15 protein-coding genes and 1 pseudogene are annotated in these 15,564 nt (G+C 39.7%); 10 read left to right on the forward strand and 6 right to left on the reverse strand.

Annotated features, from left to right (window positions below; genetic code table 11):
* The first annotated feature begins 52 nt into the window (after positions 1-52).
* Entirely contained in the window at positions 53-1,249 is a 1,197-nt protein-coding gene (locus ACW2QC_RS08490; protein ID WP_457543538.1) for an ornithine--oxo-acid transaminase, read from the forward strand.
* A gap of 82 nt (positions 1,250-1,331) precedes the next feature.
* A complete protein-coding gene (locus ACW2QC_RS08495) occupies positions 1,332-1,547 on the forward strand; it encodes a hypothetical protein (RefSeq protein ID WP_457543539.1) in 216 nt (71 codons plus the stop codon).
* 9 nt (positions 1,548-1,556) lie between these two features.
* Here the strand turns inward: ACW2QC_RS08495 and ACW2QC_RS08500 are convergent, their stop codons facing one another.
* Positions 1,557-2,753 carry a DUF418 domain-containing protein gene (locus ACW2QC_RS08500; RefSeq protein ID WP_457543540.1) on the reverse strand — a complete coding sequence of 399 codons (1,197 nt, stop codon included), beginning with the start codon at positions 2,751-2,753 and terminating at the stop codon, positions 1,557-1,559.
* Positions 2,754-2,904: 151 nt separating this feature from the next.
* Between ACW2QC_RS08500 and ACW2QC_RS08505 the strand changes: the two genes are divergently transcribed.
* The 6 genes from ACW2QC_RS08505 to ACW2QC_RS08530 all read left to right on the forward strand — a co-directional run bounded on the left by ACW2QC_RS08505 (position 2,905) and on the right by ACW2QC_RS08530 (position 4,877).
* Positions 2,905-3,117, forward strand: coding sequence for a spore germination protein (locus ACW2QC_RS08505; protein ID WP_457543541.1), 213 nt, complete (start codon positions 2,905-2,907; stop codon positions 3,115-3,117).
* Positions 3,118-3,134: 17 nt separating this feature from the next.
* Positions 3,135-3,353 carry a spore germination protein GerPB gene (locus ACW2QC_RS08510; RefSeq protein WP_106498057.1) on the forward strand — a complete coding sequence of 73 codons (219 nt, stop codon included), beginning with the start codon at positions 3,135-3,137 and terminating at the stop codon, positions 3,351-3,353.
* Between the two features lie 77 nt (positions 3,354-3,430).
* The gene (gene gerPC / locus ACW2QC_RS08515; protein ID WP_457543542.1) at positions 3,431-4,012 is read left to right on the forward strand and encodes a spore germination protein GerPC; all 582 of its coding nucleotides are present in this window, start codon (positions 3,431-3,433) and stop codon (positions 4,010-4,012) included.
* Positions 4,009-4,182: a spore gernimation protein GerPD gene (locus ACW2QC_RS08520; RefSeq protein ID WP_106498059.1), complete on the forward strand. Its 174-nt coding sequence runs from the start codon at positions 4,009-4,011 to the stop codon at positions 4,180-4,182. Before gerPC ends, ACW2QC_RS08520 begins: the two co-directional genes overlap by 4 nt.
* A 29-nt stretch (positions 4,183-4,211) precedes the next feature.
* Positions 4,212-4,607 carry a spore germination protein GerPE gene (locus ACW2QC_RS08525; protein ID WP_457543543.1) on the forward strand — a complete coding sequence of 132 codons (396 nt, stop codon included), beginning with the start codon at positions 4,212-4,214 and terminating at the stop codon, positions 4,605-4,607.
* 51 nt (positions 4,608-4,658) lie between these two features.
* On the forward strand, positions 4,659-4,877 hold the full coding sequence (locus ACW2QC_RS08530) for a spore germination protein (protein ID WP_106498061.1): 219 nt from the start codon (positions 4,659-4,661) through the stop codon (positions 4,875-4,877).
* 42 nt (positions 4,878-4,919) lie between these two features.
* On the opposite strand, the gene ACW2QC_RS08535 is transcribed toward ACW2QC_RS08530, so the two are convergent.
* The 3 genes and pseudogenes from ACW2QC_RS08535 to ACW2QC_RS08545 form a co-directional block, all read right to left on the reverse strand.
* A complete protein-coding gene (locus tag ACW2QC_RS08535) occupies positions 4,920-5,477 on the reverse strand; it encodes a hypothetical protein (RefSeq protein WP_457543544.1) in 558 nt (185 codons plus the stop codon).
* A 149-nt stretch (positions 5,478-5,626) separates the two neighbouring features.
* A pseudogene (locus tag ACW2QC_RS08540) lies at positions 5,627-6,433 on the reverse strand (cbb3-type cytochrome c oxidase subunit I); the annotation flags it as partial.
* 15 nt (positions 6,434-6,448) lie between these two features.
* Positions 6,449-6,853 carry a cytochrome c oxidase subunit II gene (locus ACW2QC_RS08545; RefSeq protein ID WP_457543593.1) on the reverse strand — a complete coding sequence of 135 codons (405 nt, stop codon included), beginning with the start codon at positions 6,851-6,853 and terminating at the stop codon, positions 6,449-6,451.
* Between the two features lie 499 nt (positions 6,854-7,352).
* On the opposite strand from ACW2QC_RS08545, the gene ACW2QC_RS08550 reads away from it, so the two are divergent.
* Together ACW2QC_RS08550 and ACW2QC_RS08555 are read left to right on the forward strand one after the other, a co-directional pair.
* A complete protein-coding gene (locus ACW2QC_RS08550; protein WP_457543545.1) occupies positions 7,353-7,670 on the forward strand; it encodes a spore germination protein in 318 nt (105 codons plus the stop codon).
* Entirely contained in the window at positions 7,639-7,881 is a 243-nt protein-coding gene (locus tag ACW2QC_RS08555; RefSeq protein ID WP_457543546.1) for a spore germination protein, read from the forward strand. Before ACW2QC_RS08550 ends, ACW2QC_RS08555 begins: the two co-directional genes overlap by 32 nt.
* A 128-nt stretch (positions 7,882-8,009) precedes the next feature.
* On the opposite strand, the gene addA is transcribed toward ACW2QC_RS08555, so the two are convergent.
* Together addA and addB are read right to left on the reverse strand one after the other, a co-directional pair.
* A complete protein-coding gene (gene addA, locus ACW2QC_RS08560) occupies positions 8,010-11,741 on the reverse strand; it encodes a helicase-exonuclease AddAB subunit AddA (protein WP_457543547.1) in 3,732 nt (1,243 codons plus the stop codon).
* Positions 11,742-15,233 (reverse strand): helicase-exonuclease AddAB subunit AddB, encoded by a 3,492-nt coding sequence (addB, locus tag ACW2QC_RS08565; protein ID WP_457543548.1) that lies wholly within the window; start codon positions 15,231-15,233, stop codon positions 11,742-11,744.
* Between the last annotated feature and the right edge of the window lie 331 nt (positions 15,234-15,564).

A 15,564-nucleotide genomic window follows, 5' to 3' on the forward strand; every position in this document is an offset into this window, starting at 1 on the left:
GAAAAATACGGTAGGCAAGAACGCATATTTTTCTAAAATTCGGAGGGATACTATGTCACAATCTAGTCAACAAATTATCGACCAAACACAGGAATATGGTGCAAAGAACTATCACCCACTCCCTGTTGTGATAACAAAAGCAGATGGTGTCTGGGTTGATGATCCAGAAGGCAACCGCTATATGGATATGTTAAGTGCTTATTCAGCAGTTAACCAAGGGCACCGTCATCCGAAAATTGTCGATGCACTAAAAAAACAGGCAGACAGGGTGACTCTAACTTCTCGGGCATTTCACAATGACCAGTTAGGCCCATGGTATGAAAAAATTTGTAAACTAACAAACAAAGAAAATGCACTACCAATGAACACAGGCGCAGAAGCAGTTGAAACAGCAATAAAGGCTGCTAGAAGATGGGCTTATGATGTTAAAGGCGTTGCAGCGGATAAAGCGGAAATCATTGCCTGCGAGGGAAATTTCCATGGTCGGACAATGACAGCGGTTTCTTTATCATCAGAAGCAGAATATCAACGTGGATTTGGTCCGATGTTACCAGGCATTAAACTCATCCCATACGGTGATATTGATGCACTAAAAGCAGCAATTAACGAAAACACAGCTGGCTTTTTATTTGAACCAATCCAAGGAGAGGCCGGTATTGTCATTCCTCCTGAGGGATTTTTAAAAGAAGCGTACGATCTTTGTAAAGAAAACAATGTATTGTATATAGCCGATGAAATTCAAGCAGGCCTAGCCCGTACAGGTAAAATGTTCGCTTGTGACTGGGAAAATGTTACGCCGGATATTCTTATTTTAGGTAAAGCACTTGGTGGTGGCGTTATGCCAATTTCATGTATTGTTGCAAACAGCGACATTCTCGGTGTATTTAACCCCGGATCACACGGATCAACGTTTGGTGGCAACCCATTAGCATGTGCTGTTTCCGTTGCTTCACTTGAAGTTATCGAAGAAGAACATTTGGCAGACCGTTCTTTAGAGCTCGGAAACTACATGATGGAAGAACTGCGAAAAATCGATAATCCTGCTATTAAAGAAGTACGTGGAAAAGGGTTATTCATTGGTGTTGAGCTAAATGAAGCAGCCCGTCCATATTGTGAGGCATTAAAAGAAAAAGGTTTATTATGCAAAGAAACACACGAAAATGTTATCCGCTTTGCCCCACCACTCATTATTGAAAAAGAAGATTTAGATTGGGCGATTGGACTTATTAAAGAGGTGTTGAAAGGGTAACCATTAAAAAACGAGGCTTTATTTTTAAGAAAGCCTCGTTTATTTCACAAATACATCATTCATTCCAGGTAAGGTGATACTGATGAAGGCAGTCGGTGCGGGTATTATAACAGCTATTGTCGTATTAATTCTAAGTTTTATTAGAGATTTTTCACCAATTTTACACGTTGTTTTATTAACAGCATTATTTGCAATGTTTATCATTAACTTTGTAAGATCAGAAAAAGATAAAGCCTCTATTATACTCACCTGCGTTATTACGGGTCTTTATATTGGTTTCTTACTTAAGGACAGTTAGTTGAGCTTTCTATTTACTTAAGCTCGTTCGGCCCTCCCTTTTCCTTAATGGCTGCCTTTTCCCATATGTCAAACTCCGCCACACCCACTCCAGCGGTCCAAACATGAAATAAGAAAACCACCATCTGCTTGCAAAAATTTGGCCAATAAAAATGGTCACAACAATACCAACGCCAACGATCGGCCTAATGGAACCGTACAATCCAAACCCAATTCCATAAAATAGGACAAAACTAATTAATGATTGCATGATATAATTTGTCAACGACATTCTGCCAACATAGGAAAATGGTTTGATGCATTTTAATCCAATATTTGTTTGTGCCAGTAAAACGATAGAGACAACATAAAACAATGCCGATGCTGTACCACCGATATTATCTTGAACATAAGAGAACCAAGTTGGATTCCCGTAAAGGTAAGGACCCATTTTTACTGTGATAAATATAACAAAACTGACAACCCAGATAATTTTAAGCAGACCAATTTTTGCACTTGGCTGATGGAACCAGCGTTTTCTAGCAATATACATACCAATCAAAAACAATGGCAGTAATGATGTAAACGATAGAAAATACGAAAATAAGCCATTTGCATAAAACCAGTCATTCACATTTTGCGCCAAAATAACGGATAACTCACTACTGCTGTAATGTGCTTTGGTCAAATAAATCGCCGCGACATCGTAATAATCCAAGTGCGCTCTGAAATCATATAAAAACCGCGTATATAAAAATGCACTTCCACCTAACAACAGACAGGCCCATATTAGCAATGTTTTGTTTGAACGATTAATAAACGCTAGTAAAAACAATCCAATGATCCCGTACGATAATAAAATATCACCATACCAAATAAAAAAGGCATGAATAAACCCAAAAGCGATTAAAATTAATAGCCTGCGAAACAAAAAGGCTTGTACGTTAATCCCTTTTACCGTCAGCCGTTCTTTCATCATTTGAAAACCAAATCCAAATAAAAATGAAAATAGCGTATAAAAACTAGCTTGGAAAAAAATATCGATAACTGTTTGTGTATAATGATCAACAGGTTCTACCCAGGCATCCTCAGCACCTCCATACAAAAAATATGGTGCCGAAAACGCTCCAATATTCACCATAAAAATGCCAAAAATCGCAAATCCTCTCGCAGAATCCATCCATTGCAGGCGATTCGCTTCTTTAATTGGTTCAGCTCGATTGCCCATCCATTCTCACCTTCCCTCTTAAACAAACCAACTTCCAATGTATAACTACAGTAGTGTTCACTCTATTATTCGCCCTCGTTATCCAAACTTCCTTCTTGCTTTCAACAATTTGGGAAAATCACATAAACTATACGAAGAAGGAGGAATAAATATGCCAGCACAAGTGGGAGCGGTTAAAGTCATCACGGTATCTTCATCCAGTATTTTTAATATTGGAGACGTATATTCGATGTGCCCAGAGAGTTCAGCAAAAACTTATGCTGGTGGAGGTTCCTTTAATACAGGTGACGGAATTCGTATAAAATTAGCAAATTCAAATACGTACGTGTACGATAAAGATCACGTTGACCAACCAGTCGATTAATTAGTGGAGTGAGCAGCATGAACATGACGATCCATCAATCGATCAACATTTATATGATCAAAATCGGTTCCATAACCAATTCTTCCGTTTTGCAAATCGGCAGCACTGGAAGTATCCAGGCCCAAGCGGATATTCATAATACCGGTGGATACACAGAACCAGCTGAAGAAGCTATACCACTAGGAAAACGCTCTACCCCATTAATTCCACTCTCCCAAACAAAGCACGATTTTTAAGCATCCACATAAACTAACATAGGCCTTAACCTAAATACAAACCGATTTTTTTACCAAGCGTGAGAGGGGATTTTTTTATGAATGGAAACGAATGGACTACTTACTTTTATGACCTTCACCAGCATATTCAGGAACAAGGTAAAAAAATAAAAGAATTGGAATCAAAATTGAACCAAGTAGAAACGATTTCCAAAGAAAAAAATAAAAATACAATCGAAAAAATCGAATACAATTTTGACCAATTAAAAATTGAACGATTGGAAGGAACACTTCATATCGGGTTGTCACCTAGTGATTTAGCAAACATTGACGATCTAGGAATCAATCAAACAAATCCAGCCAATTTCCAACCCCCAATGAAGCAGTCGTTATTATCAGACCTAAGCCAACACATAAACCAAGAAGGTCCAGCGTTAATCCAAGATTTAGCTAATCAATATCGACAGCCTGTTGACGAAGGCTTTCAGTCGATCATGCTACAAGATATTGAAAAACAACTCCCCCAGCGTATCGCTTTTTACGAACAGGAAGCAAAAGATCAAAATCTAAACTCGGGAGATCAACTTACAGCCTATATTACGGAACAAATAAAAAACGAAATTTATCAATCACTTGTTAACTATATGCAAAATAACGAACAAGAAGGAGCAGATCAATGAATTTGGAAGTTCACAACTGGGGATTAAATGTCGGGAATGTGGAAGTTGATGCAATTACAGCTTCGTCAGTATTCCTGATCGGTGATAATGACGAAATGATGCTGGCATCGTTTTTCGATACACCACCAGAAGCATTCACTGTCGGGAATGTTGTTCCATTAGCACCATAAAATAATAGTTTTCGGAGAGTGGTGACAGCATGAAAAAAAGGAATGTACGTGTTAAACATATTAAAGGAAACTCGGTGTCATTTAGTTCGATTTTTTCGATTGGTGACACAGCAATTGCCAGACCAAAATCAAATGTGATAGCGGTACAAAAAGAAGGGGACGTTTTTACAAGAAAAGATGATGTAGATTTTAAGAACTATCGGTTATTTAATAGACCTATAAAATGGCCGGTACACAACAAAAATATTCAACAACAAATTAACCATCACACAAACAATATCAATGTGCATTATACATCTTTTATTGGTGTAGAAACGTCTTCTATCTTTCAAGTAGGAAGTATTAACAGCATCTCCACTGAAGCGCGCATCAAACATTTTCGAATATTGCATGATGAAGATGCGAATGTTGCACAAAGCACATGACACATTCATACTTTATTTTATGATAGAAAATTTTTTCGAGAAGGTGTTAAGATGCCATCGATAGTAGGTCCTTTAAAGGTAAACAGCATTGATGGTGGGGTTGTCAATTTTGGAGACTCATTTTACCTATCTCCAAAAAGCACCTCTAAAACCAGTGCTGGTTCGGGGTCGTTCAATACTGGAGACTTTATCAACACAAATACTGGCTACAGTTCAACAAACCCATTTGACCAAGACGCATATGATCAACTAATAACTTCGAACGCTTAAACGGTGTCAGCCCCCTGCTAACGTGGTAGGGGAACTGATCCGTTATTTATATTGCGATTGATCCACAACCAATATTTGTATGCCGTATATGATCATACAGGCGGACATTGCCAATGAGCCCCAACCAAGCGTTTTTTGGTCAACCTCTAGATAATTGTTACAAATCTGGTCATCCGAACTGATATACAACCATGCCATTATCGTAAGAATCAACATGATAAATACATAGAAAATGCCTTTTCCAATTGATCCCAGTTTAACCCAACTATCACGGAGAGGGACTCCTGCCATAAATGGTAAACTAATAAATTTGAATAACTCCACCGCCTGCACGGCAATCGCTTCATCCATTGATCGCGGTATCATCCAATAACCCCAGATAATTATAAATAAGAGCATTCCTGGTACGCCATTGCTGTTCCATTTCGCAAAGAAGTGCGGAAATTTCAGTTGGAAAAAGCGTGCCATCAAAAAACCGGAAGTAACAAGTAGCGGCATTTGCATGTGCATATGCACGATCATAATTGACTCTAATAGATTTGCAACCGGGGGAAGTATTAAGAAAACATACAACAATAAACCATACATGGACTGTTTCATTCGTTATTCCCCCGCTTCTCATTAAGCATTGTGTTCACCGTGTTCGCAGCTTCTTCTGGTTTGGTGAAATCCATTACTTCTAGCAAATAGCCCTGCTTGCCAATCAAGTAGAATGCTGTATTATGCGTAAAATTCCCATTACCATCTGGAATCACAACAACCCGTGCTAATTTGTCATTAAATACGCGGCCACCAATGACTTTCGGTACAACAACATACCAGGCAGAGGTTGCCACTATATACCAAATATTTACTAACGTATGACCGAAACTCCAGAATAGCGTACGGCTTACCATAACGTTAATGGTTTCTTTCCAGCCAAGTGACCAAGGAATAAGCGTCAGCACTTCAATTGTGACACCAATACTACCAAAAAACCAAAGTACAAATACTCCCATCGCGAAAAATGCTAATAATGGTGTTACTTCCCCACGATGATGTTTTCTCCAGTGAAAATAGTTGATAAAAGCACCAAAGCAACAAGACCAAATACCGAGTACAACAAATACTAATCCGATATAAAACACAGGAGAAGCTGCTAGTGGTGGATAAAATGTATATAGCACGGATGCTTCATTCATTAAAATTGTAATAACAACCAATGCAACTCCAAACAACATCAGCCAAAATCCGATCCAGGCCAGTTTCCGAACCTTAGGTAGGAGACCGCCAAGTGTATGAGAAAGTCCTGCATACAGGTAACCAATGATAAATGTAGTCGTAAAAATAAGGATTAATAAAATTCAATGTGCTGTTAACACTTGATAATAATTTAACCATACTGGCAACTCCAATAAACCTGCGCGTTGTAACCCCTGCAACAATCCTAAAACACCGCCAATAAGCAATGTAATAAATGATACAGTTAAATATGCTTTTGCTAATTTGGCATCTTGAAGATTAACACCTAATGCTTTTCTTGCTTCATTGCGAATAGTTGTTTTTACTCGTTCCATTTGTATTTCCCTCCTTTACTTCACCGTAATTGTTGTGGACATTAACTGATGCCCTGTTCCACAATATTCATTACTAAGAACTAAATAGCTACCAGGTTCATCAAATGTGTGTGCTATCTTCTGAATATGTCCGGGCATAACCATTGCATTTATATTTGTTCCAGCAATTTGAAATCCATGGGTTACATCTTTAGAAGTCATGGTAAAATGAACTTTTGCTCCAGCTGGGACTTCAATATTCCCAGGTGTAAAACCGAATGCTTGTAACGTCATAACAACTTCATATTCGTTTTCGCCAATCTGTTTAATCCCTGGTTCATCAAATGGTGAAGTTTGATCTACCTTTTGTGGATCAATTGTTTCTTTGTCACTCGGTGGTCCCATTTCAAGTGCAAATGTTTGATGCCCAACATCGACCATAAATAATATTAAAAGACCGCCACCCACATGATGACAATTACAGCTCCAACAATCCCCATTGAGATTAATGTGCCTAGTTAACGATTTTTCGTCTTCAGTAGCTTGTTTTTTAGAAAGATTCGTTTTGGTTGTTTCCATTTCCACCCCTCCTTCGCTTCGAACTATCTATTACACTTACATCATAGTTAAGAAGGTAATGTGAAGAAGTGAAATGAATCACAATCAGCTGTAATTTTTCTTACAACCGCTTCCAACAATTTGCCTGTTACAACCGGTATTCCATAACAAGCGAGCAAACCCCCTAAGATCAAAGGGTTTGCTCGTTATGGACACTGATTATAAATAACAACAAATCCGTCACAATTAGAAATCCAATCCTTGTGATTATTGTTGAATAGGTTATTGCTTGGGTGACAAAAAGATCAACTTAACCGCATTGGTTCACTTTCTATTGATCTTTCTCATACGCTAAAGTATATCTTATTTAAAGGGATAGAATATGATGAACAATCCATTAATTCGGATCGGAAGTATTAAAATTACCAATATGACTGGAAATGCATCGATCACAATTGGGGAAATGACCCAGTTAAATCCTAAATACGAGGATCAATCCCAAGGAACCAATTGTGCAATAGGAGATTCATCATCAACAGCTTCTATAATGGAAAACAAGCAAACAAAGGAACCAAAACAGGAAAAAGGTTCATCATCACAATCAGAGGATAAAGCCAATTCTGGTCAGAAGAAAGCCACTACAGCAAAAGGAACTGGGAGGATAAATAATGAACGATCGTTTTATGGTTGGCCCGATTAAAATTGATTCGCAAGCAGGAAACTCCTCCGTTAATTTTGGCGATACTTCCTTTTCCGGTAATACGGTCTACAATAAAAGTCAGGGGAATGCAATTGGAATAGGTGATCCTTCTTCTGTATTTGCCCCAACAAAAAACGGCTGGCTAGATAACGATGCAAATGATCAAGATTCAGGAGGGAGTCCAACGATATCAAATCCTTATCAACCTTAGCTTTGCGCCATTTAAGCGAATGCACCAAAGAGTGATCACCAGATTTGATGGGATCGGACTCATTTATATATATTCCCAAAGCTAAACAGACCTGCTCCAATGAATGGAGCAGGTCTGTTAAAGTTTCATTATGAAATAGGCGGGACCTTCAAGACGAGTTGCTTGTCAAAGAAATAAAGATACGTTTCTTTTACCGGCTGCTTCCAAATGGTTTCAATTGCTTGTCTATATAGATTCATTTGCGTCGCATACCGCTTCATAAGTTTTGCTTTCACTTGTTCTGTAACATCCCCATCAATTGCATCTGTCTTGTAATCTAAAATGATCCAGCCATCATCTTTAGGAATAATACAGTCAATGACACCTTGTACAAGTACTTGTTCGTCAGTCTCGCTCGTCCATGATGCATATACCGTACTCGCTGGTAATGAGAGGCTAAAGGGTACTTCCCGATGATGTTTGGTAACCGATAGGATGTATTGACCAATTTCCGTTGTAAAAAACTGTGCGATCGCATGATAATCAATAACCGCTGCCTCATCGTTCGTGAGTATTTCTTTTTCAACAAGTACCTCAACAAATTCCTCTAGCTCAACATTATTTAACGCTTTTTTAAGTGAAAGGTGCTGCATAACGGTATGCATAGCCGTTCCGCGTTCAGCAGCTGAAATGGTCTTCTCCTGTTGCATAAATTTTGGTCGCTTAACGATCGGCGCTTGAAAGGTCTGGACAAGTTGTTCACTGCTATATTCATCCTTCAATTCACGTTGCCGCTTTAGTTCAGTAACTGTTTGTTTTGCCCTTGCCGTTTGAGCTTGCTGGAACGGATATTGATAAGAAAGTCGGTTATCAACTGTTTCTGCCAAATTGTCGTCCGTTAAGGTTAATGGCTGCCAATTGACAATCGTTTCTCTTAACTTCACATCCGCCTCTGTTGTTACTTCATCCAAATTAGCATATTCACTACCATGGACAATCGAAACGTTCCATGATGAAGGATCAACTTTAATTTCATCCAATACCGCGTCACTTAGCTCTTCCGTTCGCAAAACGTCATTTTTCTGGTGACGGATTAACGCAGGGCCCACCCAATCTAAATAGGTTTTCGATTCCATTCTGAAGTGTGCTGGTAAAATCCATCCAGCATGATCAACAATTTTTTGCCACTTCGCCTGTTTCTTTTCAAATGATGCAACGTTTGCAACCATCACCAATTTTTCCTTGGCTCTCGTCAAAGCAACATACAAAACCCGCATTTCTTCCGCTAAAAGTTCCCGTAGCTTTTCTTTTTGGAATGCATGAAACAGTAACGTCGGATATGTGATACGCTTTATTGGATCAATATATTTACTAGCAAATCCAAGGTCTTTATGCAGCAAGTATCGTTGTTTTAAATCCTGCAAATTAAACTGTTTATCCATCGCACCTAAAATAACGACCGGAAACTCAAGACCTTTACTCTTATGAATTGTCATAATGCGAACAACATCTTCCTGTTCACTAAGTGCTCGGGCTGCACCAAGATCTTCCCCTCGCTCTTCCATACGTTCGATAAACCGTAAAAAGCGGAATAACCCACGAAACGAGGTTGTTTCATAACCGCGCGCTCGATCATATAATGCCCTTAGATTTGCCTGGCGTTGCCTTCCACCAGGCATACCGCCGACAAAATCATAAAAACCTGTTTCCCGATAAATTTGCCAGATTAATTCTGATAATGCCCCTTGCCTGGAAGCAACCCGGAAACTCTCCAATTGTTCCAAGAAGTTCGTAACTTTTTCCGCTGTGTCACCCGTTTCACGCTTATAAAACTTTTTCAGCGCATCATAATACGTATGGCGTTTATCCGCTAATCGAATCGACGCTAATTCCTCTTCATTTAGCCCAACAACTGGGGAGCGTAGAACAGATGCGAGCGGAATATCCTGTCTTGGGTTATCAATTATTTTCAGTAAGCTTAGCATGATTTTTACTTCAATTGCCTCAAAGTAACCTGTAGATAGCTCTGCATAAACAGGAATTCCCTGTTTTTTCAGCTCATCAGCAATTGTTGGCGCCCATGTCATGGACCGCAGTAAAATGACAATGTCACGATATTGCAGATCGCGTTGGCTTTGTGTTGCTTTGTCAACAACTTGTAGGGGTTGGTTATCTTTTTGACCAATCCAGCCTTTGATTTTCTCTGCATATGCGCGCGCTTCTAATTGTGCTTTCTCCAAGTCTTGATAATTTTCGTCTTCATCTACCACTGCCTCCGTCTCTTCCGGTGCTTCACGATCGATAATCAATAACTCCGGATCAGCATCAGGAAAATCTTGCGTTTCATACATGTTATTTGCATAGATTAGCTCAGCGTCCTTGTCATAGTCGATCTCCCCTACATCCTCATCAAGAATTTGCCTGAAAATATAGTTGGCACCACTTAAAACTTGTTCCCTACTGCGAAAATTACTTGCCAAGTCAATTCGTTTTGCTTGATCCTCTGCAGTAGCAAAGCGTTTATATTTTTCAATAAACAACGATGGTTCAGCGTGGCGAAAGCGATAAATACTTTGCTTCACATCACCAACCATGAACATGTTACCAGGACCTTCCTGATCACTAATCAATGTCAAAATGGTCTCCTGAACAAGGTTCGTGTCCTGATATTCATCCACTAATAATTCGGTGAACTTGCTTTTAAACTGATTGGCAACACTAGATGGGATTGGCTGATCAACGCTTGATGATTCGTCAATCAATAACTGCAAGCAATAATGTTCTAAGTCGGAAAAGTCGACAATCGCCTTTTCGCGCTTTTGCTTTGTAAACCGAGCTTTAAATTGTTTGACCAATTCAGTTAGCTGTTTAATCACTGGTGCAAGTTCTTGCATGTCCTCAATGTGACTTGCCAAATCTCTTGTGAACCAGCTTTGCTTCATATCGTTCCAGCGTTTTTTGTAGCTATCCCGCAATGCTTTGACTTTTGCCTTTTTCTCTTCATTGCAGTCTACCTTTTTGGATGATAATTTTACAAACGAGCTTCCCTGCATAAATGCTTGTAGATCATTCCATGATTCAAGGTGTGCGATGAAGTTTTGCAAATTTTCCTTGTCCGCATCAATTGCGTCTGCATAATGGTATGGGCCATCACTTTCTCGTGTTAGGTTTAAGGCAAGCTCCATCTCTTCTTCCATTGCTGCCAATTGACCTTTCATTTCTCTTTTGATGATCCCAAGCCATGGTAATTCATCCTCTGTCCAGTTTTCTGGCACATTATAGACATCAGCTAATCTGTCAAGCCATACTTCTGGCCATGGATTTTGTACGGCAAAAGTGTACAAATCAAGCACCAGATTTTCCACGTCCACATCACTTCGATCACTGGAAAAACGATCGACAACAGCAAAGAAATGTCCTTGCTCGTCCCCTTCTTTGCCATACCATTCTTCAAATAAGTCCGCGATTACTTCCTGCTTCAATAAATCTGCTTCCATATCATTGGCAATTCGAAAGCCTGGGTCAATATCAAGCAGGTACGCATATTGTTTCACGACATCCAAACAGAAGGAATGTAACGTCGAAATCGAGGCACGTTGCAATAAGGACAATTGCTTTTTCAAATGATTGGATGTTGGATTTTCAGCAAGGGCTTGTTCTAATGCAAGCCCTACCCGATTGCGCATTTCCTGTGCTGCTGCATTTGTAAAGGTAACGACGAGTAATGTATCGATATCAACTGGATTGTCCTGTTTAATTAACTTTTGAATAATCCGTTCCACAAGCACAGCTGTTTTTCCCGATCCTGCCGCTGCTGCAACAAGTACATCACTTCCATCGGTGTAAATTGCCTCTGCTTGTTCCTTTGTCCAGTCAACCATTTATTTCCCCTCCTTTTTACGCAGCTTTTCAATTATTTCATCATCTTTCAAATCCGTTAATTTCCGGTAATTATTTTCCTCCAAAATCGGATCGAATTGACAAACGGAATGGAACGGGCAAAATGTACATGCAACATTTTGCTTGTGCTGATAAGGGTTTAAATGCACCCCGCCAGCAGTCATATCAATCCCTGCGTTTACCATCAACTGGTGGATGTGACCTTGAAGAACCTGAAACGTATCCTGATCCGCAACCTTTGAGCTGTTGTAAAATCCACCATTTTTCTTAACTCCTGCAGGAACGATTTGACTTGTCCCAGAATCAAGTGATGTATCCATTAGTTTGACGACATCTTCATTTGACAGAAGTAATCCTTGCATTTTATATTTCTTAAAAATTTCATGGTCAATATCTTGGTCCGACATCTTTTGTTTAGCGGAAATCATTGGATTGTGCACATGAAAATATAGTACCCCTGCTGGTGTTGCTTTTACACCGAGCCATTGCTCTGACTGGGATAACACTACATCTAAATACGCAAGCATCTGTAATGCAAGCCCATAATAGACTTCAACAAGGTTCAATCCTTTAGCACTAGATTTATAATCAATAATTCGTAAAAATAAATCCTCCTGATCTACTGCCTTATCAATTCGATCAATTCGCCCGCGCAGCATCAATTCAAAACCGTTCGGCAATGATAATGTTATCGGTGAGAGTGTTTGATTCTCACCAAAGCCAAGTTCCAGTCCAACTGGTGAAAAACTGCTTTGTCTTGCTTGCTCACTTAATACATAAGCAGCCCTCGCGATAACTTCCTGTAATTTCTGTTGGATATATTTATACCGATTGGAGCTATGCAATATTTGGTGCTGTAAAATCGGCGCCAAATTGGTAACGGCTTTGCGTGCATAGTTATCGGTATCCATTTTACTCAACTTAGCAAAATCCTTGCCTTCTGCTTGGATCCATTCGGTAATCTTTTTCAATGCTTCATGGAAAAGCTGGCCAATATCCGGTGCATCCAATTTATACGTTTTTCGCTCTTCAAGCCCAAGACTATACTTAGCAAAATGTTGGTAGGAACAACGATGATACATTTCAAGTCTGGAAACACTTGCTTTCACCTGTTTCGGATACAGTTTTTCGGTTGTTTCCTGTGATAAATTAATCGGCCTGTTTTGGTAATACAAACTTTGTAAAATGGTATAAGTTGTCCTGTGTTTTTTGTTATTGGTGATATACCAGTTTAACACATGCCACCAAATCGGTTGCACTGGGTACCCTTTTCGATGACGGGCAAGTTGTGCTGTTAACGCGGATCTAGTTTTAACCGGCGTGGTAATAAAACGATCTGCTTCGATTAATTCATCTGGATCCTGTAATAACAAGTGCTCACAACAGGACGGGAATAAATCCTCTATGCGTTTGATAAGCTGGGATGGCATTTTAGCTTTTCCTTCTTCATCACTTAACGGATAGCTAATCCACATTTGATCACTTACCGCAGTAAAAGCAAGGTACATGTAAAACCAGTCGTCAAGCAGCTGCCGTTTACTGCTATCCGCTAGTTGCATCCCGTGCTCAGCAAGCAGTTCACGTTCCCGCTCATTGATCATTCCATCAGATGACGGTTTCATCGGCCAAACACCATCATTAACGCCGAGTAAAAATGCACACTTCATGCCACTAATCCGCGAACGATCAATCGTCCCGACAATAACATGATCAATACTTGGCGGCACATGAGCAAATTTCAGCGAATCAAACCCTGCATCCAATGTGGAACGAAATGTCGTTAATGACATCGTTTCATCTCCAGCAATTTCAACCATTTCATCAAACAACTGGATAACAGCATTCCAAACCTGGTCTTGCTCACGTCCCTTTTCAATCTGTCCAGCTTCATCAAAACGATCGCGAAGGGTCTCCAACTTTCGCGGAACCTGAAGTCTCTCCAACCATTCAAAGAGAACCTGACACATCTCCCTTACCGTCTTCACTTGACGAATTTGCTCATCAAATGGCCCTAATGCACGGACAACTTGTTTACGGTACGCATTCATTCGTTGCTCGATTTCTTTTTCCGCATCTGTTTGGGCAGCCTGGTCAAAACCGCGGAATCGCCTGAATTCCCAGTCCTTATCGCTTGTCCACTTACTTCTTGAACGGATCCCATACTCTAAAACATAATTTTCTAATTCATCGATTGCATCATTGGTTAATGGATACGTTTTGTCGGATGATGGAATAAATCCAGTTTTTAACACCCGAAATATTGCATCATAACGCCAATTCCCTTCCACGATATCCAATGCTGACCGAATGAGTTCAATTAGTGAATGGTTAAGCATTGTGCGCTTTTCATCAATAAAGACTGGGATATCATAATCACGAAAGATCGTATCAATCAAATCGTGATAACTGTCCGTCTGCCTGATAAAAACAGCTATATCTTGGAATCGATAATTTTCTTCTCGTACCAACCGAATAATTTCCTGAGCGGCTCCCTCCACTTCAGCCCTCGGATGGACTGCCTCAGCAATTTGGATTGGTACATCGCCTTGAAATTCAGGGGCTGGACGCACATCGAAATTTGTTTCTAAATGTGCGAAGTGAGGTCTCTTTTTAAAACGTCCCTGAGCCGGATCTAGTACGACCGACTCTTCAAGCGGAATTTGATTTTCTTGAGCGATCGTTTTTAATAACTGATGTGTCTCTTTTGTCTGATAAAATAAATCCAATTCCGAAACAGCCGCATCTTCTGGGTTATCTACTGTTAAGGAAACCGTTACATGCTTAGCCTTTTTCATCAGAGCTTCAACAACGTACAATTCCTTTGGGGTAAAGCGATGGAATCCATCAAAATAGATCTCTGCATCATTCAGTAATGGTGCTTCCTTCACTTTTTCAGCCAATAATTGTAGTTGGTCTTCACTATCAATATATTTATCTTGCAGGTATATCACTAATTTTTCATAGAGGTATGTTAAGTCCTCAAGTTTATTCGTTAACGCCACTTCACCTGGTTGTTTGTGACTAAACTGATTGATTTGTTCCATTTCCATTCTTAGTATTTCAGGGGTAATGCTGTACCGCTTAAATTCGGTAATCATTTTCTCTAATTGTTCAAGAAACCCTTGCTTTTCCATCGCCTTTTGAAAGACGCGCCAATCCGATGTTTTTTCTTCAATTATTTTCCGTAACATCATTTGCACACCGACTGAACTAATGAACTGTTTTGTTCCTCCACCAGTTTCTTGTAAAACACGCCAAGCAAGACGTGAAAAACTTACAACATGGGCACGTGTACTTCCTTGAACCATGTCATCACGAAACAAAGCATACTCCTGTTGAAAAGTCATTTGATCAGGAACAACATAAAAAATTGGTGACCCTTGTGGATCGTCTGCCAGCTTTTGTTTGATTTCATCAAGTATCCTGCCACTTTTACCTGTACCGGCTTTCCCCAATACAAAACGGATCCCCACTATAAATCCCCCTTACATGCATCTATCTATCTGAATTTACTTTTTTAGACAAAAATAAAACTCCTCTCTCATTTTATCAGAGAAAGGAGTTTTATTATAGCTATTTGCCAAGGCTTTAAACTTCACTAACCGGGCACTTTCGCTTTTGACTCTATTTGCCAAGAATAAAATTTGCTTGGGAATGACCTCATTTTCAGAACGAGCCACATCCAGCTGCAGTGCCCAACGACTAGTAGACTTCCTTCTCCTCCTTACGATAAGTCAACATCGAATCGCTACCGCTCTTCGTGTTTCCTTTATCTCATACGGTTCAGTCCAGTCTATACGTCGC

The organism is Virgibacillus sp. FSP13, from assembly GCF_054048505.1.

What these genes read in the sequence shown, in the direction of transcription:
- addA (WP_457543547.1), bottom strand. Translation starts at nt 11,741, where the DNA reads ATGGTTGACTGGACAAAGGAACAAGCAGAGGCAATTTACACCGATGGA.
- ACW2QC_RS08550 (WP_457543545.1), top strand. Translation starts at nt 7,353, where the DNA reads ATGATGAACAATCCATTAATTCGGATCGGAAGTATTAAAATTACCAAT.
- ACW2QC_RS08520 (WP_106498059.1), top strand. Translation starts at nt 4,009, where the DNA reads ATGAATTTGGAAGTTCACAACTGGGGATTAAATGTCGGGAATGTGGAA.
- gerPC (WP_457543542.1), top strand. Translation starts at nt 3,431, where the DNA reads ATGAATGGAAACGAATGGACTACTTACTTTTATGACCTTCACCAGCAT.
- ACW2QC_RS08500 (WP_457543540.1), bottom strand. Translation starts at nt 2,753, where the DNA reads ATGGGCAATCGAGCTGAACCAATTAAAGAAGCGAATCGCCTGCAATGG.
- ACW2QC_RS08535 (WP_457543544.1), bottom strand. Translation starts at nt 5,477, where the DNA reads ATGAAACAGTCCATGTATGGTTTATTGTTGTATGTTTTCTTAATACTT.
- ACW2QC_RS08530 (WP_106498061.1), top strand. Translation starts at nt 4,659, where the DNA reads ATGCCATCGATAGTAGGTCCTTTAAAGGTAAACAGCATTGATGGTGGG.
- ACW2QC_RS08505 (WP_457543541.1), top strand. Translation starts at nt 2,905, where the DNA reads ATGCCAGCACAAGTGGGAGCGGTTAAAGTCATCACGGTATCTTCATCC.
- ACW2QC_RS08495 (WP_457543539.1), top strand. Translation starts at nt 1,332, where the DNA reads ATGAAGGCAGTCGGTGCGGGTATTATAACAGCTATTGTCGTATTAATT.
- ACW2QC_RS08545 (WP_457543593.1), bottom strand. Translation starts at nt 6,853, where the DNA reads ATGGTCGATGTTGGGCATCAAACATTTGCACTTGAAATGGGACCACCG.
- ACW2QC_RS08510 (WP_106498057.1), top strand. Translation starts at nt 3,135, where the DNA reads ATGAACATGACGATCCATCAATCGATCAACATTTATATGATCAAAATC.
- ACW2QC_RS08525 (WP_457543543.1), top strand. Translation starts at nt 4,212, where the DNA reads ATGAAAAAAAGGAATGTACGTGTTAAACATATTAAAGGAAACTCGGTG.
- ACW2QC_RS08490 (WP_457543538.1), top strand. Translation starts at nt 53, where the DNA reads ATGTCACAATCTAGTCAACAAATTATCGACCAAACACAGGAATATGGT.
- ACW2QC_RS08555 (WP_457543546.1), top strand. Translation starts at nt 7,639, where the DNA reads ATGAACGATCGTTTTATGGTTGGCCCGATTAAAATTGATTCGCAAGCA.